The organism is Mesorhizobium sp. M0815 (assembly GCF_040319995.1).
Lineage (GTDB): Bacteria > Pseudomonadota > Alphaproteobacteria > Rhizobiales > Rhizobiaceae > Mesorhizobium.
Genome location: NZ_JAMYOU010000002.1, coordinates 96,945 through 119,047 on the forward strand (window position 1 = coordinate 96,945; position 22,103 = coordinate 119,047).

Sequence of the window (22,103 nt, forward strand, 5' to 3'; positions counted from 1 at the left end):
GGAGAGCGTCTCCCCTTGCCAAGCATAACAGCAGGTCTCGGTTAAGCTTTCGCCCGTGGTAGGCCGGCACTGTGGCCGCCGAATGGCGCGGCTGGAACCGGCGCCGCGCCAAGCAACGCGGCGACGGCATCGGCCGGCGCCAGATCGAAGGACGGCAGGAAACGGGCGAAGGGCGCGACTGCCGGATATGCGGCGACCGCCGCCGGCATCGGGCTTTCCTCAGGCAAACCCGGGCCTTGCCCAGGCAGACCAAGGCATTCGCCATCCCGCCATAGCGCTGGTTCGGCGGCCAAGGCGGCACGCACAAGGCTTGCCGGCGTGCCATGCCCGGCAATTGCCCGCTTTGCGGCAAGAGCCACCCCGAGCGGGGCAACCAACAGCGGCGCGATCAACAATGCACCTGAACTGTCGCTCAATGTGATCCGTCTGCGGCCGTCCCAAAGGGCATTGTCGGAAACCGCAACAGCGGGCGGCAGATCGCGCAACTCACGATGCAGAAAGATGCCGGTACGCCGGGCATCGACCACGCTCCGCGACAATGTGGCACAAAGCGGCCCGGCCCGGAGCCGGCCGAAAAGGGCTTCGCCGCGGGCCTGGTCGGGAAGGAAGGCGGTACCGCCGGTCGCCGCCAGCAGGATGCGCAGCGCATAAATAGCCGCCCGGCGGTCGGCGACCGTCGCAAAATCCTGATCGAGGCGGACGAGGCCGGCGGCCGGCCTGGAGGCCAAGCCGCGGATCAGCATGGCCGCGCGCTGTCCTAACTGCTCACGCTCGACCGCCGCCTTTCTGGCCAGCTCCATCGTTTCAGCCATGCGAAGCGCATCGTCGCCTTCAACAAGTGCTGCGCGGACGCGCGGGCGCTCGAAAGCAGTGTCGGCATTGGTCGGGTCCTCGACCCAAGCGACCTGTTCGCGCCGGAGGAATTCGCGCAGCGCCGCACGCCGCACGCCGAGCAGCGGCCGCACGATCCAGTACCGCCAGTCGTAGAGGGTTGCCGGCGCCATGCCGGCAAGGCCCCGCGGCCTCTCCTCACTTGGCACCTCGTCACGCGCTTGCCGCATCAGCACGGTCTCGGCCTGGTCGTCGGCGGTGTGGCCGGTCAGGATCAGCCCGACGCCTGCCGCTTCGGCGGCCTCGGCGAGCAGCCGGTATCGGGCTTCGCGCGCGGCGGCGGGCAGGCCGGTCGCTGGTTTGTGCCCCGACCAGACGACGATGCGATGGGCAATGCCGCGCGCCGCGCACAGCCTGGCCACGGCTTGCGCTTCCGCTGCCGCTTGCGGCCGCAATTGGTGATCGATCGTCACCGCCAGCAATTTCGTTGCCGGTGCGGTACGGTCGAGATGGGCTTTGAGGAGGAGGAGAAGGGCGGTCGAGTCGCTGCCGCCGGACACGGCCACAACAGCGCCGTTGGAAAAGTCGATCCGCGAAAAATCCGAAAGATCAGGCTCGGTGTCGAGCGTCATGCATGTCGCCCAAAAGTGGGCCCGGTTTTGGGGCAACGACGTGCAACAGAAAAACTAGCACGCCGCGAGTGCCCTTTCCTGCTTGACCCGCTCCTTGAGCGCGCCGGAAATATCGGGGTAGCGCTTGCCGATCTCGCTGAAGGTGGCACAGGCCACGTCGCGCTGCTTCAGCCCGACCAGTGAGACGCCGAGCTTCAGCAGCATGTCTGGCGCTTTCTTGGCCTTGGGATAGTCCTTGCTGGCTGCGAGGAAAGTCTCGGCCGCATCGCGGTATTTCTGCTGGCCGAGCAGCGATTCACCGAGCCAGTAATGCGCGTCCGCCGCTTTGGCGTCCCGGGGAAACCGAGCGATATGGTCGCGGAAGCCCTGTTCGGCGGTGCTGTAGTCGCCCGACAGGATGAACTGGTAAGAGTTGCGGTAAAGCTCCTCCGGGTCGTTGGTCGAGGGGAGTGCCGCGACCACCGTATCGTCGGATTTGCCGGCCTTGTTGCCGGCTGCGTTGGCGCCGTTGGCTGGGGCCGTATTCTGCTCCGGCGCGTTCGCCTGCGCATTGCCATCGGCTTCGACGACATTGCCGTTTTTGTCGACGGTGATGGTGCCGAACGTCTTGGGCGGCGCGCCGGGGATCAGCTTGCCGGGATCGCCGTTGGGCGATTCGACGATGACGTCCTCGACGCTCTTGTCGCCGGCTGGCGGCGTGTCGGCAGCGGCCGGAGCCTGCGTTGCAGGCGCCTCCGCCACGTTACTGTCGCCGTTGGGGTTGTCGCTGTTGGGCGCCGCCTCGGACTTCTTCTGCTCGGCCGGCTGCTGCGCGCCTTGCGGACCGCCTTCCAACTGCTGGAAGCGGAATTCGTTGTCTTCCTGCTGCTTGCGGATCTGCTCCTGCATCTGCAGGACCTGGAAGTTGAGTTCCTCGATCTTGCCGTTCATCTGCCGGAGCTGTTCCTCCAGCGCCGGAGTGCCGGTGCCATCCTGTTGCGCGAGTTGAACCTGATCCGGCTTTTTCTTTTCACCGAAAATGCCGGGCAGTTTGATCGTCGGCAGATGGAAGGAAAAGCCGCTTTCCGATGACTGCTCGGTGCCGCTTGCCCCGTCAGCAAGTGCCGCGATACTTGATACGAGCAGCAGCGCAAGCGTGCCGCTCAAGACCGATCTGAAATGCATGTGCCTCTCGCCGTGAAACCGTTGTTGCGCGCCTCTCACTCGAAGTAGACCAGCCAACTGGGACTAGCCAGACGCTCTCGGCTCTTAACAGGACGTGAGACTTCGGCCAAATTTTGTTTGGAGCGGGCAGATATGAAAAAGGCGGCCCTTTGGCCGCCTTTCGCACCAAGTGTTGCATTTATGCCGATCAGGAGCCGGCGCCGCCCAGGGTGGTTACGGCGCGGCGGTTCTGCGACCAGCAGGAGATGTCGTCGCAAACCGCGACCGGACGCTCCTTGCCATAGGAAATGGTCTTCAGGCGCTGCGCCGAAACGCCCTTGGCGACCAGGAAGTCGCGGGTGGCGGCAGCACGGCGGGCGCCGAGCGCCAGATTGTATTCGCGCGTGCCGCGCTCGTCGGCATGGCCTTCGATGACGATGGCATACTGCTTGTACTGGTTCAGCCACTGTGCCTGGCGCGCCAGCGTCGTCTGCGCATCGGCGCGGATCGACGACGAATCGGTGTCGAAGAAGATGCGGTCGCCGATGTTGACGGTAAAGTCCTGGGCTGACCCGGGCGTTGCCGCACCAGCGCCGTTGAGGCCGAGATCGGCGGCGCTGTTTGGCGTCTTCTTCGAGGCGCAACCGGTGATCGCGAGCATCGCGACCAGCGCGATCATGACCGGGTTTGTGGTAAGTGCTGCGATACGGCCCATGCCGCCTCTCCTTCGCAATTCGAGTGATTTCATTGATCGTCCAGTAACCACGTTTGGGTTAACCGGCGCTCAAGAAACACGGTTAAAATTTGGTTTCGGCTGCCGTCCACAACCGTTCTGCCGAGGGCTACTCAAGGGCGACAATGAGCGCGGACCGTAGGCGGAAATGCGGCCAAAACATGAAAAAGAGGGAATTGAAGAATTGAAGAGTTGAGGAATTGAGGAAAGAGATCACCTCAGCTTCTCTCTGAGATTGACCAGCATTCCGTAGATGCGGGCATAGGATTGCAACCAGTCGTCGCGTTGCACCTGTGTGATATACTCGAGGTCGAACGCATACGAAATCCACGTCTCCACTTCACTGCATGACCCTATGGCCATCGAAATGAAGCGTGCGAATTCGGGCTTGGAGCGGGTCTGTTTGGCAAAACCCTCAGCCAAATTGGCGCAGATCGCCTTGCTGGAACGACGTAGTTGATCGGCGAGCGCGTATTGCTCCATTTTCGGAAAAGCAAGCGTGGCTCTGTGTACCCCAAGGGAAACCGCATAGGCGCGCTTATAGACTTCCAAATCCCTCGCGTGCTCGATGTAGGCCCCTGGCTTCTCCATTCTTCAGTTCTTCAACTCGTCAGTTCGTCAATTCCTCAGTTCCTCTATTCGAGCAGCGGCGACCAGGCCGGATCCGAGGCGAAGTTCGCTGTCGGGATCGACTGTTCGTTGCGGCCGGTGAGGTCGACCGACACAAGTTTTGGTCCGCCATTGGAATCGCGGAAGAACATCAGCACCCGGCCGTTGGGTGCCCAGGTCGGCCCTTCCTGCTGAAAGCCGGTGGACAGGATGCGCTCACCCGAACCGTCGGTGCGCATGACGCCGATCTGGAATTCGCCGCCGGTCTGCTTGGTGAAGGCGATGAGATCGCCGCGCGGCGACCACACCGGCGTCGAATAGACGCCGTCGCCGAACGAGATGCGGGTCTGGCCCGAGCCGTCGGCGCCCATCACATAGATCTGCGCCCGGCCGCCGCGGTCCGAGGTGAACACCACCTTGCTGCCGTCGGGCGAGTAGGACGGTGAGGTATCGATGGCGGTCGAATTGGTAAGCCTGGTCGTCGAGCGGCTTCTCAGGTCCATGGCGAAGATGTTGGAATTTCCGTCGTCGCGCAGAAGGCTCATGATTACTTTCTGGCCGTCCGGCGAAAAGCGCGGCGCAAACGTCATGCCGGGGAAATTGCCGACCAGCTCGCGCTGCCCCGTCTCGATCTGCAGCAGGTACACCCGCGGCTGACCGCTCTCGTAGGACATATAGGTGATTTCCTGCCGGTTGGGCGAGAAGCGCGGCGTCAGCACAATCGACTTGCCGTTCGAGAGATAGCGGACGTTGGCGCCGTCCTGGTCCATGATGGCAAGCCGCTTCTTGCGCGCATTCTTGGCACCGGACTCGTCGATGAAGACGACGCGCGTGTCGAAATAGCCCTTCTCGCCGGTCAGCCGCTCATAGATGGCGTCGGCGATGATGTGGGCGACGCGCCTTGTATTGGCGTCGTTGGCGAAGAACTGTTCGCCCGACATCTGCTGCCCGGCGAAGGTGTCCCACAGCCGGTACTGGGCGCGGACACGGCCGTCAGCCTCCTTGCCGACACTGCCGGTAACCAGCGCCTGCGCATTGATCACCTTCCAGTCTTCGAAGCGCGGCGTCGCATCAGGGTTCGAGATCTTTTCGATGAAGGCGCTTTTGTCGATCGGCGCGAACAGGCCGGAGCGTTTCAGGTCGGCACTTACTATGTCGGAAATCTCGGCGCCGAGCGCATCGCCGCCCTGGAAATCGGTGATGGCGATCGGCAACGGCTCGACATTGCCCTTGTTGACGTTGAGCTCAACGAGCGCCCGCGCCGGCAGGGTGGCAGCAACGGTCATGCCCAGCGCCATCGCTGCGATCGCCAGGAGCGGCTTGAGAATGGATTTCATGTCTTCTCGCTTCTCTTCAAGGATTCTATGGGGGCGCCGGCCTAGAGGCCCAGCATCTCCCTCGGATCGAAAGTGACCTGGATGTCGGACCAGATGTCCTGCTTGCCTGCGGGAACCTGCAAGCCAGCCATGTCGCATTTCTGAACCGCGCGAACGGCACTTTCGTCAAACGGGCGGTTTCCGCTCGACTTTTCGACAGTAGGCCGGCCATCCAGCTTGCCCGACGCGTCAAGATTGAAGCGGACCACGGCGACGAGATCCTCCGCGCCTTCCACTCCGACTGGCAGGGTCCAGCATCCTTGAAGCTGATTTTCCAGGGTTCCCATCTCCGATTTGGAGAGCTTCTGGCCCTGATCCTTGTCGCCGCCGAGCGAAGACTGTTGGGTCGAGCGCTTGGCGCCGCCACCGGCCGGCTTCCGCTTGTCGAGCAGAGCCGAAATCTCGTCGGCGTTGAATTGCTTGTCGTCCGATTTCGGCTTGGATGAGGCTTCCTTGACCGGCTTGTCGGCATCCTTGCGCTCCGGCGCCTTGGCGCTTTCGGCCTGGACCGGCTGCGGCTTCGGCCGAGCCTCAGGCGCGGGGGCCGAGTCGGGAAGCTGCGCCTCCTCGGTTGGCGGTTCCTTGGCAATCGCCTCGGCGACGGCGTCCGGCTTGACCTCGGGCTGTGGATCGATCGCGGCGGTCTTGTCCTGCGGCGGCGTGGGCGTCGGCTCCTTGGCCGGCGTCGGCTTGGGCTCGGTCTGCTTGACCGGTTCTGGCTTGACCTCTTCCTTCGGCTGCGGCACCGGCGCTACCTCCGTAGCGGGAATTGGCTTCGGCTCTTCCTTCGGCTTCGGCACGTCCTCGGGCTTGGGCTTTTCGACCGGCGTCGGCGCGGGTGGCGGGGCCGCCGTCATGTCGACTGGCTGGGGCTTGGGCTCAGGTGTCGGCGGCTTGTCGGTGTCGACGCTGTTATCGCCGACTTTCTGGGAGTCGGGAACGATGTCGGGACGCTGCGTCGGCACCGGCGCCGGCTTGTCGTGCATCACAGCCTTCTTGTCGCCTTGCAGGATCTGTGCCGTCGCTTCCATCGGCACGATCTCGACCGACACCGATTCCGCATCAGACGCGGGCATCGCGGGCGGCGAGGACAACGTGAACAGGCCGAAGGCCAGCGCCACCGTATGCAAGATCACCGATGTGGTGAGGCCGGTCCGCATGTTCTTGTCTACTGATCCTGTTCCTGCAGTGACAGGAGACTCATGTTCTTGTAGCCAGCGGCTTGGACATAGCCCATGACCTTCAGAGCCGCTCCATAATTGGTTGCCTTGTCGGCGCGAACGAAAATGCGCTCGTCATAGCCGGTCTTCGAAATCGCCTGCAGCTTTGCCACCAGTTCCTCGATCGGGATCTCGGTTTCCTGAATGAAAATCTGGCCGGCGGCATTGATTGATAGGGTAATCGGTTGCGTGTCGGCCGCAATCGGCTTGGCCTGAGTTTCCGGCAGATCGACCGGAACGCCGACCGTCAGCAGCGGCGCCGCGACCATGAAGATGATCAGCAGCACCAGCATCACGTCGACCATCGGCGTGACGTTGATCTCCGATATCAAGGCGTGATGGCGGCCGCGCCGCCTGTGGCCGCGCCCGCCGCGTCCTCCGCCACCTGCGCTTACGGACATTCCCATGATCGTTCCTCAGGCCTTCTGCGCGACTTTTTCATCGATTTGGCGCGAGAGTATGGCGGAGAACTCATCCGCGAACCCCTCCATGCGCACCGCGATCTTGCTCGCGTCGGACGACAGCTTGTTGTAAGCGATGACGGCAGGGATGGCGGCGAGCAGGCCGATGGCCGTCGCCAGCAGCGCCTCGGCGATGCCGGGCGCGACCACCGACAGGCTGGTGTTCTTCGAGGCGGCGATCGCCTGGAACGAGGTCATGATGCCGATAACCGTGCCGAACAGGCCGATGAAGGGCGCCGCCGAGCCGGTGGTGGCGAGAAAGCCGAGCCGCCCTTCGAGCTTTTCCATCTCGCGGGTCAGCGCCAGATCCATGGCCTTGTCGATGCGGGTCTGCAGGCCGAGCGGCGATTTCGCGCCCTTCTCGAAGCTCTTCTTCCATTCGCGCATGGCGGCGACGAAGATCGCGCTCATGCCGGTCGTCTTGCGGTCGGCGAGCGTGCGGTAAAGTTCTTCCAGCGACTGTCCCGACCAGAACACCTGTTCGAAGCGGTTGAGCGCCAGCCGCATGCGGGCATAGGCGACGAGCTTGTCGACGATGATCGCCCAGGTCCAGATCGAGGCGCAGAGCAAGCCGATCATGACCAGCTTGACCACCCAACCGGCCTGCATGAACAAGGCCCAAATCGATAAATGCGCGCCCGGTTCGGCGAGAGCGATGTTTTCCATGTTACGTCCTTAAAGATTTTCCGGGCGTGGCTGGCGGCTGGCCCATGGGCATCCCTTGTGGTCCGTTCGCGTTAGGCTGGCGGAATAACCCCAAATGCACCGTTGGCGGCCTTTTCGGGGCAAATATTGGTGAAAGGAAGGCGCTTGGATTCTTCCAATCTTAACCAATCCCTTCATGGACCGTTATGGTTAAGGATGGGTTAGGACGTACAGCGCGGCGCATTGCCGCGCCCTGATAGGTCGCCCGGCGATTCTGGCGTGGACCGGAAGTTCCGGGATCGTCCGCCTCTGAATCTTTATTTGCGCGTTCTTGGCATGAAAGCTGCGATCCAGTCCTTGGGAAAGCGCCGCGGCCGTCCGTTGTCGCCGACGATCGCCGCTTCGACCCGCGCCTCGACCAGCACTTCGCTGCCGCGCTTCAATTGCTGCGCCATGACGATCCGCGCACCGGAAATCTCGTCGGTGCGCGTATCGATGGTCAGGATGTCGTCCATGCGGGCCGAACCGCGGAAATCGATTTCCATGCGCCGCACCACCCAGACTATTTTCTCGCCATGTTTGCCCTCGGCAAGCTCGGTGTGGTGGACGCCGGCCAAGCGCAGATAATCGGAACGGCCGCGCTCGAAGAACTCGAGATAGCGCGCGTGGTAGACGACGCCGGAAAAATCGGTGTCTGCATAATAGACCCGCGCCATCAATCGATGGCCGAATTCCGTCAGCGCGCCGGAAAGCCCGGCGGACAATGCCGATTCACGGTGATCGTCCATTGCTGTCCTTTTGGCCCGACGGGCCCTGTTTTAAGCAACACCTGTTTTGCGCATAGACCGGCGATGATCAAGACCTGGAGGGCGGGGCCGGGAACTGCCAGCACCGAAGCCATAAGCAGCGGAACTTACGGCTCTTCCTGGAATAGGCTGATCTGCTGCTGCGCCAGGTCCTTCGGCGCGTCGAGGCCGAGATGCCGCCAGGCATTGGCCGCCAGCACGCGGCCGCGCGGAGTGCGCATGATAAAGCCTTGCTGGATCAGAAAGGGTTCGATGATGTCCTCGATGGCATCGCGCGGCTCGGAAAGCCCAGCGGCGATGGTTTCGATGCCGACCGGCCCGCCGCCGAAATTCCGGGCGATCATCGACAAATAGCGGCGGTCGAGCGCGTCGAGGCCGAGCCCGTCGACCTCCAGCCGCGTCAGCGCCTCGTCGGCGATCTTGCGGTCGACATGGCCGTCGCCCGCAACGCTGGCGAAGTCGCGCACCCGGCGCAACAGCCGGCCCGCGATGCGCGGCGTGCCGCGCGCCCGCCGGGCGATCTCCAAAGCACCGTCGTCGCCGAGCGGCATGGCAAGGATGCGGGCGCCGCGCCGCACGATCTGCTCGAGTTCCTCGACGGAATAGAAATTGAGCCGCACCGGAATGCCGAAGCGGTCGCGCAGCGGGTTGGTCAACAGGCCGAGCCGGGTGGTGGCGGCGACTAGCGTGAAGCGGGCCAGGTCGATCTTGACCGAGCGCGCCGCAGGCCCCTCGCCGATGATCAGGTCGAGCTGGAAATCCTCCATCGCCGGATAGAGGATTTCCTCTACCGCCGGGTTGAGCCGGTGGATCTCGTCGATGAACAGCACGTCACGGTCTTCGAGGTTGGTCAGCAGCGCCGCGAGATCGCCGGCCTTGGCGATGACCGGACCCGAGGTCGAGCGGAAATTGACGCCGAGCTCGCGCGCCATGATCTGCGCCAGCGTCGTCTTGCCGAGGCCGGGCGGCCCGACGAACAGCACATGGTCGAGCGCTTCGCTGCGGCCCTTGGCGGCTTCGATGAACACTTTGAGATTGGCCCGCACCGCAGCCTGGCCGACGAAGTCGCCGAGCGTCTGCGGCCGCAAGGTCTGCTCGGCGTCCTCGCCGCGTCTGTCGGGAGCAATGAGGCGTGGCGAAAGGCTCATGCGAGCAGTTCCATACCGGGAATGGCCTTGGCAGCGCGCTGATCGAAGGTGACCGTGTGCGTGCAACCTAATTTTCGATTGTGCTCCGCAATCAACGCGTCGGCAAAGTCGACCTGCACTGAATTCGATCGTTCGAGCGCGATGACGATGGCATCGAAGTCTTCGAACTCCAGCGTCTTGATCTTGAGCAGCCTCTGGATCGCGGCCAGCACCTGTTCCTTGGGCTGCCTGTAGCGCGAAGCCAACGACCAGCTGAATTCGACCAGCACGATCAAGCTCACGAAGCCGGGCATTTCCAGACTGAGGCCGCGGCCGAACGCAAGCGCCTTCGCCCGCTGCTCCGGATCATCGTTGAGCACCATGCGAAGCAGAAGGTTGGTATCGATGCCGATCGACGTCAAGCGGCACCCTCTTGTCCGTCATTTGGTCTATCCCCGACAACATGCCGGCCGACCGCATCCCGCATAGCGGCGTCGATTTCCTCCAGCGTAGCGGGACCGCCAGGCGGATCTCCCAAGAACCCGGCGAGGTCGGCAAATCCGAGGTTGCGCGGCGTTCCGATCAGGTAACCATCCATGACTGTCCAGGCGATCGTGTCGCCTGTCTTGAGCGACAAGGCGTCGCGGACGTCCTTTGGGATCGTGAGCTGTCCCTTGGAGGTCAGACTGGCATATGCGCCCATATTCTTACTCCTGGAGAAAATTCTTACCGATCACATAGTAGTCGGAATTTCACTTTCCAGCAACGTCTCACCGTGCCAGCTCCTTCAGCCCGAAGCGGATCAGCTTCGATGCGTCCGCTTCCTCGCCTGCCGTCTTCAGCGCCGCCGCCACCGCATTGGCGGCGGTGTCGCGCGAATAGCCGAGATTGACCAGCGCCGAGACGGCGTCTGTAATCGGCGCCGAAGCAACGCCCTCGCCGAGCTCCTGCCTCAGGCCGATGGTGCCGGAGGCAGTGCCCGCATAGGCCGGCGCCTTGTTCTTCAACTCGGTGACGATGCGCTCCGCCACCTTCTTGCCGACACCCGGCGCGCGGCTGACCATGGCGATATCGCGCAACGCAATCGCATTGGCGAGGTCGGCCGGCGCCAGCGTCGACAGGATTGCCAGCGCCACCTTGGCGCCGACGCCCTGCACATTGTTCATCAACAACCGGAACCATTCGCGCTCCAGCACCGACTGGAACCCATAGAGCCGCAGCATATCCTCGCGCACATAGGTCTCGATGAACAATATCACCGCCTCGCCGGGCGGCGGCAATGCGGCAAGCGTGCGCGCCGAGCAATAGGCGACATAGCCGACGCCATGCACGTCGACGATGCAGAAATCCTCGTCGATCTCGTCCAACGTGCCTTTTAGCTTGCCGATCATTTGAGCGTGCCGATCATGCGGGGTGGGTTTCCGGAGAGATGATATCGAGGTCCGGGAAATAGCTGCGATAGCGCGCGGCATCGCGCGTCAGCAGGCGATGCCCAGCGACAACCGCATGGGCTCCAATAAAGAAATCCGGCAGCGCTCGTTCGCGGAGGCCGCCGGCGCGGCGATAGCGGGAGTGCGTGACACCAGCGAGGAAGGCCGCTTCCCACGGCAGGAGTTCACGCTCGATCTTGAGCATGTCGGCTGCTTGGCGAAGGGCCTGCTCCGTTGCAATCAGCGGCGCGAGTTCGGACCAGACGATTGTGTTGATGACAAGCGCGCCGTCGCGCCGGCATGCGGTGATCGCCGACGCCGACCATTTCCTCTCCTGTCCGGCAGGACCCCAAACGTCGATCAGGACATTTGTGTCAATCAATGTCGAGGTCTTCACGCGGGCCCCTCAGCCATTCCACATATTCGTCCGCCGTCATGCCCCCCAGATCCAGCGTACCAGCCATACGGCCGAGCATCTGGCTGAATCTGCGCGAGGCTTCCTCCTTCGACATGTTTTCGTCGACCGCAATGACACGAGCACCGTCCTCGGTGGGGACGAACTCCACCTCCGAGCCCGGGCCGATACCCAGATGATCCCGTATTTCCTTCGGGATGGTCACTTGGCCCTTGGTGGTAACGCGCATGGTAATACCTCGTTGGTATTACTTATTGTTCACTGGAGAACAAGTCAAGAACAAACTTATTCGGCCAGCATCGCCATCCTGTAGGCGATGCTCTGCCTGTGATGCGCGTGACAGATGGCGATGGCCAGCGCATCGGCGGCGTCGTCGGTGTCGAAAGTCGCCTTCGGCATCAGCACCTTGACCATCATATGGATCTGCTTCTTGTCGCCATGGCCGACGCCGATCACCGCCTTCTTGACGGCGTTGGGCGCATATTCGGCAACGGCAAGGCCGGCGCGCGCCGGCACCAGCATGGCGATGCCGCGTGCCTGGCCGAGTTTCAGCGTCGCCGCGGCATCCTTGTTGACGAAGGTCTGCTCGACCGCCGCCTCGTGCGGCATCGTGGCATGCAGGATCTCGGCAAGCCCGTCATGCAATTGGCAAAGACGCACCGCCAGCGCCGCCTTGTCGTCGGACCGTACTGTGCCGGAAGCGACGAAGCGCAGCGAATTGCCAAGGCTTTCGACGATGCCCCAGCCGGTGCGCCTAAGCCCCGGATCGATGCCGATGATGCGAATCGCTTCCCCCATCCGCCAAGTCTACCTTCGGCGGGCAGCGATGCCAGCGAAATGTGAACAAACCAGAAACGGGGCTCGTGATGTCCACAAAGCCTCTGAGACCGTTTCGAAAGTCGCTCCGGCGAGTCATATGGTGGTGGTTTCGAGAACCGGAGCGCAGCGGACATTTGGTCCGTGAGCCCACGCGTGATCCCGAGGGGATCATGCGCAATCAAAGTGCTGCAGTGTCCTTTGCGTGTCCAAAAGGACGCGGCGCTGCAGGTAAGCGGAGAAAACGCCGCCAGATGGCCGCTGGAGTAGAGTTTCCAAACGGTCTCTCAGCCGCGGGCGAAAGCCGTGTTGAGCAACGTGATCTGGTCGGAGACCGGATTGAGGCGACGGCTCGACTGAGGCACCTCGGCGAGGCCGCCATAGATCTCCTCGTCCATGCGGCGCACCAGCGCCTGCAGGCGCAGCGAGCGGTTGACGAGGTCGACGAAATCCGTCGGCAGCTCGGCCCAGCCGGGCGCCTCGTCATGCGCGGAGGCGGTGTCGAGACGCACCTTGGATTTTTCGGAAGCCACCTGATCGCGGGTCATCTCGCCGGAATTCGCCGCCCGCTGCAAAAGCAGCCACGAGGCGACCTGCATCAGCCTGGTGGTCAGCCGCATCGACTCGGCCGCATAAAGCGTCGCCGCCAGCCTCGACAGCTTCTTGGCCTCGGCGCGGCCCTTGCCGTCGAGATATTCGGCCGCCTGCTCGACCAAGCCCATGCCTTCCTGATAGAGCGGCTTGAAGGATTGGGAGAAAACCCGGCGCTCCGCCAGCTTGATGGTGTTCGCGCTCGCCTTCGAAGGCTCGTTCATCGCTGCGCCCCTGCACTTGCCTGACAGCCGGCCGATTCGGCTCTTGGCCGCCATGTCCGGCAGCCTAAACGACTGAAGCTTGAAAATGCGCTTCGCTGCCGGCGAAGGCAAGCACATGTTTAACAAACGGTTAACGGCCGCATTTGGCCCAAGGGGCTCCATGCTGGCGAACAAAAAAAGAGCCGCGGATAAGGCGGCTCTCAGGAGTTTAACAGGGAGGCGTCAAACAAAGTGGCTCCAACCACTCGGTAAGAATCCAGATCACTGGATGGACATAGTAAACGCCTGTAAAGCTTAACAAAGCCTTAACGCAGGGCATATTTTTCGATCAAGCGCCCAGCATCTGTGCCGTAACAGCACAGATGGCCGGCTAAGCCGCCGCTCTCACCACCGGCTGGAAAGTGGGGGCGACGCGCTTGCGCCACGGTTCCTCCAGATCGTGACCGACATACCGAAACAGATCCGCTCGCCGCGCGACATCGTTCCGAAACAGGCGCCGCGCTAAACGCCCGCTCCTCGCAACGAGGCGGAGCAAAATTGCGCTCCGGCAATCATGAAAATTTCTCAAGGAGCGAACAATGGACTGGTACTCGGCCGTTAAATTTCTGCACATCGTCTCGGCGATCCTCTGGGTCGGCGGCGGCTTCACCCTGATGCTGCTTGCGGTACGCGCCGACCGCGCTGGAAACGTCGAAGGCATGTTGCAGGCGATGCGCGCCACTGGCGAGCTCGGTAACCGGTTCTTCGCGCCGATGTCGATGCTGACATTGCTCTTCGGCCTCATCATGTGCGGCTTCTGGGTCGGCTTTTCCGATTTGTGGGTGCTGATCGGCCTTGCCGGTTATGCGACGACCTTCTGCATCGGCATGTTCGTCTTCAAGCCGACTGCCGACCGCATGGCAGGCATGATCGCCAAGGATGGCGTGACGCCGGCGGTGCTTGCCCAGGGCCAGCGCGTCCTCAATGCCGCGCGCTTCGACTATTCGGTGATGCTGATGATCATCGCGGACATGGTGCTGAAGCCGACACTGCACGACATCACCATTCTTGGCTGCATGGCGTTCGTGCTGGCAACCGGCGCTGCTCTCGCGCTTGGCAGGACGCGGCCGCTGCTGCCGAGTGCCGCCTGAGGTTTAAGGAATCCGGCGGCGGCCGCCTGGGGCCGCCGTCTTACAGAAGGCCGGCGATGCCGTCCCACAGAAGCTTGACCGCGACGACCGCCACGGTCGCATAGGTGAAGGGATAGAACAGCTCCGGCCGCATCCGCCGCACCAGCCAGGCGCCGGCGATTGTCGACAGCGGCGCCAGCGGCATCAGCACCGCCGACGCGGTCAAATTGGTGGTGTCGAACTGGCCGAGCGCGAAATAGGGGATGAGCTTCAGTGCATTGGTGACGGCGAAGAAGATCGCCGCGGTGCCGGACAGCACCTTCGGATCCAGCCTGATCGGCAACGCATAGACCTGAAAAGGCGGGCCGCCGACATGGGCGACGAAGCTGGTGAACCCGGCAACGGTACCCCAGAAGCCGGCGGCAACGCGGTTGGGCTCCGCCGCGTGGCCGGCACCGTGGCGGAGTTGCAAATAGAGCCAGCGCAGCACGAAGATCAGGGCGACCGCGCCGACGATCAGCCGGACCATCTCTTCGGTTACAAGTGCCGCCGTCAGCCAGCCAAGGGCAATGCCGATCACGGCACCCGGCATCATGTCGGCCAGCATCTTGCGGTCGAAGATACCCCACCATGTCCACACCGAGACAATGTCCATCAGGCACAGAATTGGCAGAAGAATTGCGGCAGCCTGAACCGGCGGCATGGTCAGCGCCATCAATGGCACGCCGACAAAGCCGACGGCGCCGCCGAAGCCGCCTTTCGACAGGCCGACGAGGATGACGGCCGGCATGGCCGCGGCATAGAACCAGGGATCGATGAGCAGGCCTGACATGGGGAAAGGAGGCTGGAGGGAAAGTTGAACTCTGGAATAGACCAGAAATGGCCAGACCGCGACCGCAAATACGTGGGCCACGCCACCGGAGCCCGTCACATATTTGGCATGTCGAGCGGCGGCGGGCGTCTCCGGATCGGCTGCGCCTTGATGATGGCGGTGCTGGTTTCGGCCTTGTCGGCGATGCGGTCGAGAATCCCGTCGAGCTCGCCGATCGAGCGGACGAACAGCCGGGCGACGAAGCAGTCATCGCCCGTCACCTTGTCGCATTCGCCGAATTCCGGGATTTCCTCGATCAGCTTCTGGACGATGTGCAGCTTACCGGGCAACGGCCGGATGCGAACGATCGCCTGCAAGGCGTAGCCGAGCGCCTGCGGATCGATGTCGATGGTGAATGCGCGAATGACGCCGCGATCCTCAAGCCGCCGAAGCCGCTCCGAAACGCTTGGCGACGACAACCCGACCTGCAGCGCCAGTTCCTTCAGCGAGGTCCGTGAATCCCTGACCAGGATATCGAGGAGCTTTCTATCGAGCTCGTCCAGCATTTTACAATTCCAAGAAAAAGCCGATGTTTACCTAATTAAATTAGGTTCGTTCTGCATATCACCAGCTACAAGTCATGGAAAGGCCCATATCTGCCGTGGGATTATAGAATCTCAACGGGTTTCGGGAGCATCCATGGACAACACGGTACGCGGCACGATCGAAATGACTGCGGCGATGGCGATCCTCGGCACGATCGGCTGGTTCGTCGTCCTGTCCGACCAACCCATCATGGACGTGGTGTTCTGGCGCTGCGCCTTCGGTGCGGTAACGCTGCTGGTTATCTGCACGGCGCTGGGACTGCTGCGCGGCAGGCTGTCGCTTCGCATTGTCGCGATCGCGGCTCTCGGCGGTGCTGCCATCGTTATCAACTGGCTGCTGCTGTTCAGCGCGTTTTCCCGCGCGTCGATCTCGATCGCCACGGCTGTCTACAATACGCAACCCTTCATGCTGGTCGGTTTTGGCGCGCTCTTCTTCTCCGAACGGCTGACGGTGACCAAGCTGACCTGGCTCGGCATCGCCTTCGCCGGCATGCTGCTGATCGTGCAGGCCGCGCCCGATGCAGGCGATCATGGTACGGATTACTTTACCGGCATTGCGATGGCGCTGGCCGCGGCTTTCTTCTGGGCCGTTGCGGCTATCGTCACCAAGAAGCTCAAAGGCACGCCGCCGCACCTGATCGCCCTGATCCAGGTCTGCGTCGGCGTTCTCATGCTGGCACCTTTCGCCAATCTCACCCACCTTCCCGCCGATGCGCGGAGCTGGGTCATGCTGGCGACGCTCGGCATCGTCCATACCGGCCTGATGTACATCCTCATGTACGGCGCCATCCAGAAACTGCCGACGCATCTGCAGGGGTCGCTGTCCTTCATCTATCCAGTCGTCGCCATCCTCGTCGACGTCGTCGCCTTCGGCCACCGGCTGCATCCGGCGCAGATCGCCGGCGCCGCCGCCATCCTGGTCGCCGCCGCCGGCATGAACCTCGGCTGGTCGCTTTGGAAATCGAAAGTGCCTGCGTAGAGCCCGCAAGCGACCAGGCGAGGAGAATTTCGGCCAACGGTAGTCATGCGCCGAGCCCCGATAGATCTAGCCGGCAATCGTGATCCCCCTGCCGCCTGTTCAATCCCCGCACTTTGCTCTATGCCGCAATGCTACCATCTTCGCCCGGCATAGGCGATAACCGGGACCGAACACCAATGAATGACGCAACGCCCCCCAACCGCTGCCGTATCGTGTTGATCGCGCCGCCGAACGTGCCGGCCGAGCGCATCGCCGCAGCCTTCGACGGCGGTGACGTCGCCTCGCTGATCCTGCCGGAAAACGGCATGGACGAGGCCGCCTTCCAGGCCTTTGCCGAGCAGATCGTGCCGGTGGCGCAAGCGGCCGGCATTGCCGTCATCATTGCTGGCGACACCCGCATCGCCGGCCGCGTCCAGGCCGACGGCATCCATGTCGAGGTCGGCAAGGACGAGCTCGCCGAAACGATCGAACACTTCCAGGCCAGGATGATGGTCGGCACCGGCGGCGCCAAGACCCGCGACGACGCGCTGGAACTTGGCGAGGTCAGGCCCGATTATATTTTCTTCGGTCGCTTCGGCTACGACAACAAGCCGGAGCCGCATCCCCGCAACCTGTCGCTCGGGCAATGGTGGGCGGACGTGATCCAGATCCCTTGCATCGTCATGGCCGGATCCGATCTTGCCTCGGTGGAAGCTGTCGCCGCCACCGGTGCCGAATTCGTGGCGCTTTCCAGCGCGGTTTTCGCCGGCGACGTCGATCCGAAGACGGCGGTTGCCACCGCCAACGCGCTGCTCGACGAAACCGCACCGCGCTTCGAGGACTGACGTGCTCTCTCGGACGATCCTTTTCAGCGCTTTTCTCGCAACGGCCGTAACCCAGGCGATAGCGGCGGAACCCGTTCCGCTGCCGCAGCCGAGGCCGGATTCCAGCGAGCCTGCCGACAAGCCGTTTCTCCCACCATTGCCGCAGCCCGCCACCACGGCCCCTTTGCCGTCGGCCGATACCATCAACCCCGACCGCTTCGGCGCAAAACCGTCCGACGCCGCCTACGGCGCCTTTCAGCGCGGCCTCTACAAGACGGCCTACAACCTTGCGATTTCCCGTGCTCAAAACGGCGATCCGGCGGCACAGACGCTGGTGGCCGAGATATTGTCGCGCGGCCTCGGCGTGCCGGTCGACGCGGCAGGGGCGGCGAAGTGGTATGCGCTTGCCGCCGAGCAGGGCATCCCGGAATCGCAATTCCAGTATGCGCTGATGCTGCTCGATGGCCGCTACGTCAAAAAGGACGAGAAGGAGGCCTATGCGCTGATGCAGGCCGCCGCCGAAGCCGGCAACCGCCTGGCGCAGTTTAATTTTGCCCAGCTGATGGTCGAACAGGAGCCCGGCGATGCCGGTATTGCCAAAGCCGTATCCTATTACGAGCGCGCCGCCGCGACCGGGCTTGCCGACGCACAATATGCGATGGCACAGGTCTACGCCAATGGCGCCGGCGGCAAGCCGCGCGACGATGTCCGCGCCCGCGGCCTGCTGGCACAGGCTGCGCGGCAGAACTACGACACGGCGCAGATCGATCTCGCCACCTGGATGATCGAGGGGCGCGGCGGCGCCCGCGACCTGAAATCGGGCTTTAACTGGATGAAGCAGGCCGCAGAAGGCGGCAACGTCGCCGCCCAGAACCGTCTCGCCAAGCTCTACATGAACGGCATCGGCACCGATCCGGATCTGATCCTCGCCGGCGCCTGGTATGTTGTCGCCCGCCGCGCTGGGCTCATCGACCAAGAGATGGATGATTTCCTGCAGGGCCTGACCGACGAGCAGACGCAGCAGGCGCTGCAACGGGCCAATCGCCTGCCCTGACTGTGATCTCGCGACTCATTGCACCCGGACTCGCAAGCGCGAGGCTCATTGCGTATGATCGAGCACGACCTTGCCGAAGGGCGAGCCGTGTTCAAGGTACCGAAAGGCTTCGGCGGCCTGGGTCCACGGTACGACCCGGTCGATCACCGGTCTCAATCGGTTGACGACAATGGCGCGGTTCATCGCCTCGAAGGATTCGCGTGAGCCCACCGGTATGCCTCGCGCCCTGACCTGCCGGCGGAAGATGTCGAGCGGGTTGATGGCGCCGTCACTGCCGCCGAGATAGCCGATGACGTTGATCTGGGCGCCGCGCGCCGCTGCCCTCAGCGATTGTGTAAAACTCTGCGGTCCGCCAACCTCGATGATATGGTCGGCGCCGCGCCCATCCGTCAATCCCAACACGGCCGATGCCCAGTCGGGGACGCTGCGATAGTTCACGCCATCATGCGCGCCCAGTTGCTTTGCCCGTGCAAGTTTCTCGTCGCTGCTCGACGTCACGATGACGCGCGCCCCGGCAGCGGCGGCGAATTGCATCGCAAACAAGGAAACGCCGCCGGTGCCGAGACAAAGTACGGTGTCGCCGGGCTCGACGCTGCCCTCTGTAAACAGCGCGTGCCATGCCGTCACGCCGGCGCAGGGCAGCGTCGCCGCCTCGAAGTCGCTCAGATTGGCCGGCGCCAGCACCGCCGCCTGTTCATCGAGCCGAGCAAATTCGCTGAGCAGCCCGTCGATCGGGCCGCCACGTTGATAGGAGGGCTCGGCCATCGCGAAACTGCCGCCGACCCAGCGCTGCCAGAACGTGCCGCAGACCCGGTCGCCGATCTGGAACCTGCTGACCTCGGCGCCGACGGCTACGACTTCGCCGACGCCGTCCGACAGCGGCACCAGCGGCAATGCAAACTTCGTGTGATAGCTGCCGCGGACGATCTCGGCATCGCGGTAGTTCAGCGCCGTCGCCTTCACCTTCACAATCATCTCTTGGCGCCCTGGTTCAGGCATCGGCCGCTCGACCATTCTGAGATTCTCGAGGCCGCCCGGGCTCTGCAATTCGATCGCTTTCATCGTGTTCCTTCTCTGCTGGTGCTGCCGGAGGAAAATCGCTTGCCATCCATCGGATTTCAAATTCATAATGTTCAGCATAATTATGCCTCTCTGACATGTTCAGGTGTCTCGTGCTCGAAGAACTGAAAACACTGGCCCTCTTTGCCGAGGAGGGTTCGATTCAGAAGGTGGCTCGACGCCTGCCGTTGACGCAGCCGGCCGTCACCCGCCAGATCCAGCGGCTGGAGGAGATGCTCGGCACGGAATTGCTCGACCGCCGGCTAAAGCCGTCGCGACTGACCCCGGCCGGCGTAGAGGTGCTGGCACGCGGCAAGGACATTCTCGCCGCCGTCGACGCGCTGCGATCATTCGCCAGGGGCAACGAGCCGGAGGGTCTGCTGCGGCTCGGCCTCGCCCATGGACTTTGCGACAAAGCCGTGGCCGCCGCCATTGCTGATGCCGTGGCGCGGTTTCCGAAGGTTTCGCTGCGTCTGAAGAGCGGTTGGAGCCTTGAGCTGGCCGACCAGCACAAGCGCGGACAGCTCGACCTCGCCTTCATCCTGGACGGCGGCAATTCCAAAACTGGCGACGGCGTTGTCGGAACCGAGCCCCTCGCCATCATCGCCGCCGAAAACACCGGCCGGCAAGCCGACGTCAAGACCATGCCCTGGGTTCTCAGTCCTGAACCTTGCGACGCGCGCCGGCGGCTGGCGGCTGCCCTTGCCGAGGGCGGCCACAGGTTGATGGTCGGCGCCGAGATTCAGGACAGCGCGCTCCAGATCGACTGGGTTCGTCGAGGCCAAGGCCTTGGCCTGCTGCCCAAGCGGCTGCTGCAGGAAAAGCTGCCGGAGGGCATTGCCCTGGTCGACGCTCCCGGCCTCGAGCTGTCGCTGCGAATTGTCGTCTTGCGTTCGCCGCACCTGCATCTTTTAACAGAGGTAGCCGACGCCATGAGCGCGGCCGTAACCGCCATCGTCAGGACGGACTGAGGCTGCCGCGCCGCGCTGCCGGGCGAGCTTCGTTCCCGCTTCATCGGAAGGCGCTCCTTGCCTCTGCTAGCGATTTGTGGTCTTGGAGGCGCCAAATTGCCCTTTGCGGCGATCATCTCATTTCCGGATCACCTCACCATGGCCAAGATCAATGGCAACGAAATCCGTCCCGGCAACGTCATCGAGCATGATGGCGGCCTTTGGGTGGCGGTCAGGACCAACACCGTCAAGCCCGGCAAGGGCGGCGCCTACAACCAGGTCGAACTCAAGAACCTGATCAACGGCACCAAGCTCAACGAGCGCTTCCGTTCGGCCGAGACGGTCGAGCAGATCCGGCTCGATCTGAAGGATTTTTCCTTCCTCTACGAGCAGGGCGACGCGCTGGTGTTCATGGACACCGAAAGCTACGAGCAGCTCGAATTGCAAAAGGAGTTCGTCGGCGATCGCGCCGCCTTCCTGCAGGACGGCATGATGGTGACGGTCCAGCTCTATGACGAAAGGCCGATCGGCATTTCGCTGCCCGACCAGGTGACGCTGACCATCACCGAGGCCGACCCGGTGGTGAGGGGCCAGACGGCAGCCTCGTCCTACAAGCCGGCGATACTCGAAAACGGCATCCGTGTGCTGGTGCCGCCGTTCATCGGCTCGGGCGAGCGTATCATCGTCGATACCAACGAAATCACTTACGTACGCCGCGCCGACTAAGGCGTGATCCCGAAAAGTGGCAGACTTTTTGGATAGGATCACGCGTCAAAGCAGATAGGCGCAGCGACAGGAAGAAGAGCAATGGCGCGTTCCGCGATCCTCAATGTCATGGTCCAGGCCGCAATGAAGGCCGGCCGCTCGCTGTCGCGCGACTTCGGCGAAGTGCAGAACCTGCAGGTCTCGATGAAGGGGCCGGGCGACTATGTCAGCCAGGCCGACCGCAAGGCCGAAGACATCGTCTTTGCCGAACTGTCCAAGGCGCGGCCCGGCTACGCCTTCCTGATGGAGGAACGCGGCGTGATCGAGGGCGACGACGGCCAGCACCGCTGGATCGTCGATCCGCTCGACGGCACCACCAATTTCCTGCACGGCATCCCGCTGTTCGCGATCTCGATCGCGCTGGAGCGCCAAGGCCAGATCGTCGCCGGCGTCATCTACAATCCGGCGATGGACGAGCTCTACACCGCCGAGCGTGGCGGCGGCGCCTTCATGAACGATCGACGGTTGCGCGTCGCCGGCCGCACCAAGCTGGTCGATGCGGTGATCGGCTGCGGCGTGCCGCATCTCGGGCGTGGCCAGCACGGCAATTTCCTTGTCGAGTTGCGCAATGTCATGGCCGAGGTCTCGGGCGTGCGCAGCCTCGGCTCCGCCTCGCTCGATCTCGCCTACGTCGCCGCCGGCCGCATGGACGGTTTTTGGGAAATCGGCCTGTCGGCCTGGGATATTGCCGCCGGCATGTTGCTGATCCGCGAGGCGGGCGGCTTCGTCTCCGATTTTGCCGGCGGCCAGGACATGCTGACCGCCGGTTCGGTCGTTGCCGGCAACGAACTCATGCAACGCGCGCTGTTGAAGACGGTGAAGAAGCCGCTCCCAGCGCGCTGATGTAGTCGCGCCGCGCTGAAGCGCCGCAGTCGCAAAACCGCAACCAAAGCTTGAAATACTGTCCCG

The 22,103-nt window shown here is 63.2% G+C and carries 27 protein-coding genes; 7 read left to right on the plus strand and 20 right to left on the minus strand.

Annotated elements, in window-relative coordinates:
• Positions 1 to 41: 41 nt before the first annotated feature.
• From tilS to rcdA, 17 genes are all read right to left on the minus strand, one after another.
• Entirely contained in the window at positions 42 to 1,463 is a 1,422-nt protein-coding gene (tilS, locus tag NKI01_RS03075; protein ID WP_352961829.1) for a tRNA lysidine(34) synthetase TilS, read from the minus strand.
• Positions 1,464 to 1,517: 54 nt separating this feature from the next.
• Positions 1,518 to 2,627 (minus strand): tol-pal system protein YbgF, encoded by a 1,110-nt coding sequence (gene ybgF / locus NKI01_RS03080; RefSeq protein ID WP_023719604.1) that lies wholly within the window; start codon positions 2,625 to 2,627, stop codon positions 1,518 to 1,520.
• Between the two features lie 187 nt (positions 2,628 to 2,814).
• A complete protein-coding gene (gene pal / locus NKI01_RS03085; protein ID WP_352480915.1) occupies positions 2,815 to 3,321 on the minus strand; it encodes a peptidoglycan-associated lipoprotein Pal in 507 nt (168 codons plus the stop codon).
• Positions 3,322 to 3,552: 231 nt separating this feature from the next.
• The gene (locus NKI01_RS03090; RefSeq protein ID WP_352480916.1) at positions 3,553 to 3,930 is read right to left on the minus strand and encodes a four helix bundle protein; all 378 of its coding nucleotides are present in this window, start codon (positions 3,928 to 3,930) and stop codon (positions 3,553 to 3,555) included.
• Positions 3,931 to 3,974: 44 nt separating this feature from the next.
• Complete coding sequence (gene tolB, locus NKI01_RS03095; protein WP_502897679.1) at positions 3,975 to 5,246, minus strand: Tol-Pal system beta propeller repeat protein TolB; 1,272 nt, start codon at positions 5,244 to 5,246, stop codon at positions 3,975 to 3,977.
• An 80-nt stretch (positions 5,247 to 5,326) separates the two neighbouring features.
• The gene (gene tolA, locus NKI01_RS03100) at positions 5,327 to 6,484 is read right to left on the minus strand and encodes a cell envelope integrity protein TolA (RefSeq protein ID WP_352961831.1); all 1,158 of its coding nucleotides are present in this window, start codon (positions 6,482 to 6,484) and stop codon (positions 5,327 to 5,329) included.
• A gap of 8 nt (positions 6,485 to 6,492) precedes the next feature.
• The gene (locus NKI01_RS03105; RefSeq protein ID WP_352494160.1) at positions 6,493 to 6,951 is read right to left on the minus strand and encodes an ExbD/TolR family protein; all 459 of its coding nucleotides are present in this window, start codon (positions 6,949 to 6,951) and stop codon (positions 6,493 to 6,495) included.
• Positions 6,952 to 6,960: 9 nt separating this feature from the next.
• Entirely contained in the window at positions 6,961 to 7,671 is a 711-nt protein-coding gene (gene tolQ / locus NKI01_RS03110) for a protein TolQ (protein ID WP_254816465.1), read from the minus strand.
• 296 nt (positions 7,672 to 7,967) lie between these two features.
• Entirely contained in the window at positions 7,968 to 8,438 is a 471-nt protein-coding gene (gene ybgC, locus NKI01_RS03115; protein ID WP_023719610.1) for a tol-pal system-associated acyl-CoA thioesterase, read from the minus strand.
• Between the two features lie 125 nt (positions 8,439 to 8,563).
• Positions 8,564 to 9,604, minus strand: a complete 1,041-nt coding sequence (gene ruvB / locus NKI01_RS03120) for a Holliday junction branch migration DNA helicase RuvB (protein ID WP_352454896.1) — start codon at positions 9,602 to 9,604, stop codon at positions 8,564 to 8,566.
• The gene (locus NKI01_RS03125; RefSeq protein WP_352640141.1) at positions 9,601 to 10,005 is read right to left on the minus strand and encodes a type II toxin-antitoxin system VapC family toxin; all 405 of its coding nucleotides are present in this window, start codon (positions 10,003 to 10,005) and stop codon (positions 9,601 to 9,603) included. The genes ruvB and NKI01_RS03125 overlap by 4 nt, the downstream gene beginning before the upstream one ends.
• Positions 10,002 to 10,286 (minus strand): AbrB/MazE/SpoVT family DNA-binding domain-containing protein, encoded by a 285-nt coding sequence (locus tag NKI01_RS03130; protein ID WP_352717049.1) that lies wholly within the window; start codon positions 10,284 to 10,286, stop codon positions 10,002 to 10,004. The genes NKI01_RS03125 and NKI01_RS03130 overlap by 4 nt, the downstream gene beginning before the upstream one ends.
• A gap of 67 nt (positions 10,287 to 10,353) precedes the next feature.
• Positions 10,354 to 10,974, minus strand: coding sequence for a Holliday junction branch migration protein RuvA (gene ruvA, locus NKI01_RS03135; RefSeq protein ID WP_352494155.1), 621 nt, complete (start codon positions 10,972 to 10,974; stop codon positions 10,354 to 10,356).
• Between the two features lie 13 nt (positions 10,975 to 10,987).
• Positions 10,988 to 11,410, minus strand: coding sequence for a type II toxin-antitoxin system VapC family toxin (locus tag NKI01_RS03140; protein WP_352640139.1), 423 nt, complete (start codon positions 11,408 to 11,410; stop codon positions 10,988 to 10,990).
• Positions 11,388 to 11,657: an AbrB/MazE/SpoVT family DNA-binding domain-containing protein gene (locus NKI01_RS03145; protein ID WP_023719615.1), complete on the minus strand. Its 270-nt coding sequence runs from the start codon at positions 11,655 to 11,657 to the stop codon at positions 11,388 to 11,390. The genes NKI01_RS03140 and NKI01_RS03145 overlap by 23 nt, the downstream gene beginning before the upstream one ends.
• 56 nt (positions 11,658 to 11,713) lie before the next feature.
• Positions 11,714 to 12,226 carry a crossover junction endodeoxyribonuclease RuvC gene (ruvC, locus tag NKI01_RS03150; RefSeq protein WP_352480921.1) on the minus strand — a complete coding sequence of 171 codons (513 nt, stop codon included), beginning with the start codon at positions 12,224 to 12,226 and terminating at the stop codon, positions 11,714 to 11,716.
• Between the two features lie 305 nt (positions 12,227 to 12,531).
• Positions 12,532 to 13,059 carry a protease adaptor protein RcdA gene (rcdA, locus tag NKI01_RS03155; RefSeq protein ID WP_023719617.1) on the minus strand — a complete coding sequence of 176 codons (528 nt, stop codon included), beginning with the start codon at positions 13,057 to 13,059 and terminating at the stop codon, positions 12,532 to 12,534.
• Between the two features lie 578 nt (positions 13,060 to 13,637).
• On the opposite strand from rcdA, the gene NKI01_RS03160 reads away from it, so the two are divergent.
• A complete protein-coding gene (locus tag NKI01_RS03160) occupies positions 13,638 to 14,189 on the plus strand; it encodes a DUF2269 family protein (protein ID WP_023719618.1) in 552 nt (183 codons plus the stop codon).
• 40 nt (positions 14,190 to 14,229) lie between these two features.
• Here the strand turns inward: NKI01_RS03160 and NKI01_RS03165 are convergent, their stop codons facing one another.
• Both NKI01_RS03165 and NKI01_RS03170 read right to left on the minus strand, forming a co-directional pair.
• On the minus strand, positions 14,230 to 15,000 hold the full coding sequence (locus NKI01_RS03165; RefSeq protein ID WP_023719619.1) for a sulfite exporter TauE/SafE family protein: 771 nt from the start codon (positions 14,998 to 15,000) through the stop codon (positions 14,230 to 14,232).
• Between the two features lie 95 nt (positions 15,001 to 15,095).
• Positions 15,096 to 15,545, minus strand: coding sequence for an Lrp/AsnC family transcriptional regulator (locus tag NKI01_RS03170; RefSeq protein ID WP_023719620.1), 450 nt, complete (start codon positions 15,543 to 15,545; stop codon positions 15,096 to 15,098).
• A 133-nt stretch (positions 15,546 to 15,678) separates the two neighbouring features.
• On the opposite strand from NKI01_RS03170, the gene NKI01_RS03175 reads away from it, so the two are divergent.
• The 3 genes from NKI01_RS03175 (at position 15,679) to NKI01_RS03185 (ending at position 18,420) form a co-directional block, all read left to right on the plus strand.
• Positions 15,679 to 16,563: a DMT family transporter gene (locus NKI01_RS03175; RefSeq protein ID WP_352961836.1), complete on the plus strand. Its 885-nt coding sequence runs from the start codon at positions 15,679 to 15,681 to the stop codon at positions 16,561 to 16,563.
• 176 nt (positions 16,564 to 16,739) lie between these two features.
• Positions 16,740 to 17,387 (plus strand): thiamine phosphate synthase, encoded by a 648-nt coding sequence (locus NKI01_RS03180; protein ID WP_023719622.1) that lies wholly within the window; start codon positions 16,740 to 16,742, stop codon positions 17,385 to 17,387.
• 1 nt (position 17,388) lies between these two features.
• Positions 17,389 to 18,420 (plus strand): tetratricopeptide repeat protein, encoded by a 1,032-nt coding sequence (locus NKI01_RS03185; protein ID WP_023719623.1) that lies wholly within the window; start codon positions 17,389 to 17,391, stop codon positions 18,418 to 18,420.
• 45 nt (positions 18,421 to 18,465) lie between these two features.
• Here the strand turns inward: NKI01_RS03185 and NKI01_RS03190 are convergent, their stop codons facing one another.
• Positions 18,466 to 19,482 (minus strand): zinc-dependent alcohol dehydrogenase family protein, encoded by a 1,017-nt coding sequence (locus NKI01_RS03190; RefSeq protein WP_023719624.1) that lies wholly within the window; start codon positions 19,480 to 19,482, stop codon positions 18,466 to 18,468.
• A gap of 95 nt (positions 19,483 to 19,577) precedes the next feature.
• Here NKI01_RS03190 and NKI01_RS03195 point away from each other — a divergent pair, with 95 nt between their 5' ends.
• The 3 genes from NKI01_RS03195 (at position 19,578) to NKI01_RS03205 (ending at position 22,037) form a co-directional block, all read left to right on the plus strand.
• Entirely contained in the window at positions 19,578 to 20,450 is an 873-nt protein-coding gene (locus NKI01_RS03195) for a LysR family transcriptional regulator (RefSeq protein ID WP_352480922.1), read from the plus strand.
• Between the two features lie 138 nt (positions 20,451 to 20,588).
• A complete protein-coding gene (efp, locus tag NKI01_RS03200) occupies positions 20,589 to 21,155 on the plus strand; it encodes an elongation factor P (RefSeq protein WP_023678016.1) in 567 nt (188 codons plus the stop codon).
• A gap of 81 nt (positions 21,156 to 21,236) precedes the next feature.
• On the plus strand, positions 21,237 to 22,037 hold the full coding sequence (locus NKI01_RS03205; RefSeq protein WP_023719626.1) for an inositol monophosphatase family protein: 801 nt from the start codon (positions 21,237 to 21,239) through the stop codon (positions 22,035 to 22,037).
• The last annotated feature ends 66 nt before the right edge of the window (positions 22,038 to 22,103 follow it).

Coding starts and splice junctions, on each gene's coding strand:
- NKI01_RS03205 (WP_023719626.1), top strand. CDS start 21,237: ATGGCGCGTTCCGCGATCCTCAATGTCATGGTCCAGGCCGCAATGAAG.
- NKI01_RS03145 (WP_023719615.1), bottom strand. CDS start 11,657: ATGCGCGTTACCACCAAGGGCCAAGTGACCATCCCGAAGGAAATACGG.
- tilS (WP_352961829.1), bottom strand. CDS start 1,463: ATGACGCTCGACACCGAGCCTGATCTTTCGGATTTTTCGCGGATCGAC.
- ybgC (WP_023719610.1), bottom strand. CDS start 8,438: ATGGACGATCACCGTGAATCGGCATTGTCCGCCGGGCTTTCCGGCGCG.
- NKI01_RS03105 (WP_352494160.1), bottom strand. CDS start 6,951: ATGGGAATGTCCGTAAGCGCAGGTGGCGGAGGACGCGGCGGGCGCGGC.
- NKI01_RS03190 (WP_023719624.1), bottom strand. CDS start 19,482: ATGAAAGCGATCGAATTGCAGAGCCCGGGCGGCCTCGAGAATCTCAGA.
- tolQ (WP_254816465.1), bottom strand. CDS start 7,671: ATGGAAAACATCGCTCTCGCCGAACCGGGCGCGCATTTATCGATTTGG.
- NKI01_RS03170 (WP_023719620.1), bottom strand. CDS start 15,545: ATGCTGGACGAGCTCGATAGAAAGCTCCTCGATATCCTGGTCAGGGAT.
- ybgF (WP_023719604.1), bottom strand. CDS start 2,627: ATGCATTTCAGATCGGTCTTGAGCGGCACGCTTGCGCTGCTGCTCGTA.
- NKI01_RS03165 (WP_023719619.1), bottom strand. CDS start 15,000: ATGTCAGGCCTGCTCATCGATCCCTGGTTCTATGCCGCGGCCATGCCG.
- tolB (WP_502897679.1), bottom strand. CDS start 5,246: ATGGCGCTGGGCATGACCGTTGCTGCCACCCTGCCGGCGCGGGCGCTC.
- ruvA (WP_352494155.1), bottom strand. CDS start 10,974: ATGATCGGCAAGCTAAAAGGCACGTTGGACGAGATCGACGAGGATTTC.
- efp (WP_023678016.1), top strand. CDS start 20,589: ATGGCCAAGATCAATGGCAACGAAATCCGTCCCGGCAACGTCATCGAG.
- NKI01_RS03180 (WP_023719622.1), top strand. CDS start 16,740: ATGAATGACGCAACGCCCCCCAACCGCTGCCGTATCGTGTTGATCGCG.
- NKI01_RS03130 (WP_352717049.1), bottom strand. CDS start 10,286: ATGGGCGCATATGCCAGTCTGACCTCCAAGGGACAGCTCACGATCCCA.
- tolA (WP_352961831.1), bottom strand. CDS start 6,484: ATGCGGACCGGCCTCACCACATCGGTGATCTTGCATACGGTGGCGCTG.
- rcdA (WP_023719617.1), bottom strand. CDS start 13,059: ATGAACGAGCCTTCGAAGGCGAGCGCGAACACCATCAAGCTGGCGGAG.
- NKI01_RS03175 (WP_352961836.1), top strand. CDS start 15,679: ATGGACAACACGGTACGCGGCACGATCGAAATGACTGCGGCGATGGCG.
- ruvC (WP_352480921.1), bottom strand. CDS start 12,226: ATGGGGGAAGCGATTCGCATCATCGGCATCGATCCGGGGCTTAGGCGC.
- NKI01_RS03195 (WP_352480922.1), top strand. CDS start 19,578: ATGTTCAGGTGTCTCGTGCTCGAAGAACTGAAAACACTGGCCCTCTTT.
- pal (WP_352480915.1), bottom strand. CDS start 3,321: ATGGGCCGTATCGCAGCACTTACCACAAACCCGGTCATGATCGCGCTG.
- NKI01_RS03090 (WP_352480916.1), bottom strand. CDS start 3,930: ATGGAGAAGCCAGGGGCCTACATCGAGCACGCGAGGGATTTGGAAGTC.
- NKI01_RS03160 (WP_023719618.1), top strand. CDS start 13,638: ATGGACTGGTACTCGGCCGTTAAATTTCTGCACATCGTCTCGGCGATC.
- ruvB (WP_352454896.1), bottom strand. CDS start 9,604: ATGAGCCTTTCGCCACGCCTCATTGCTCCCGACAGACGCGGCGAGGAC.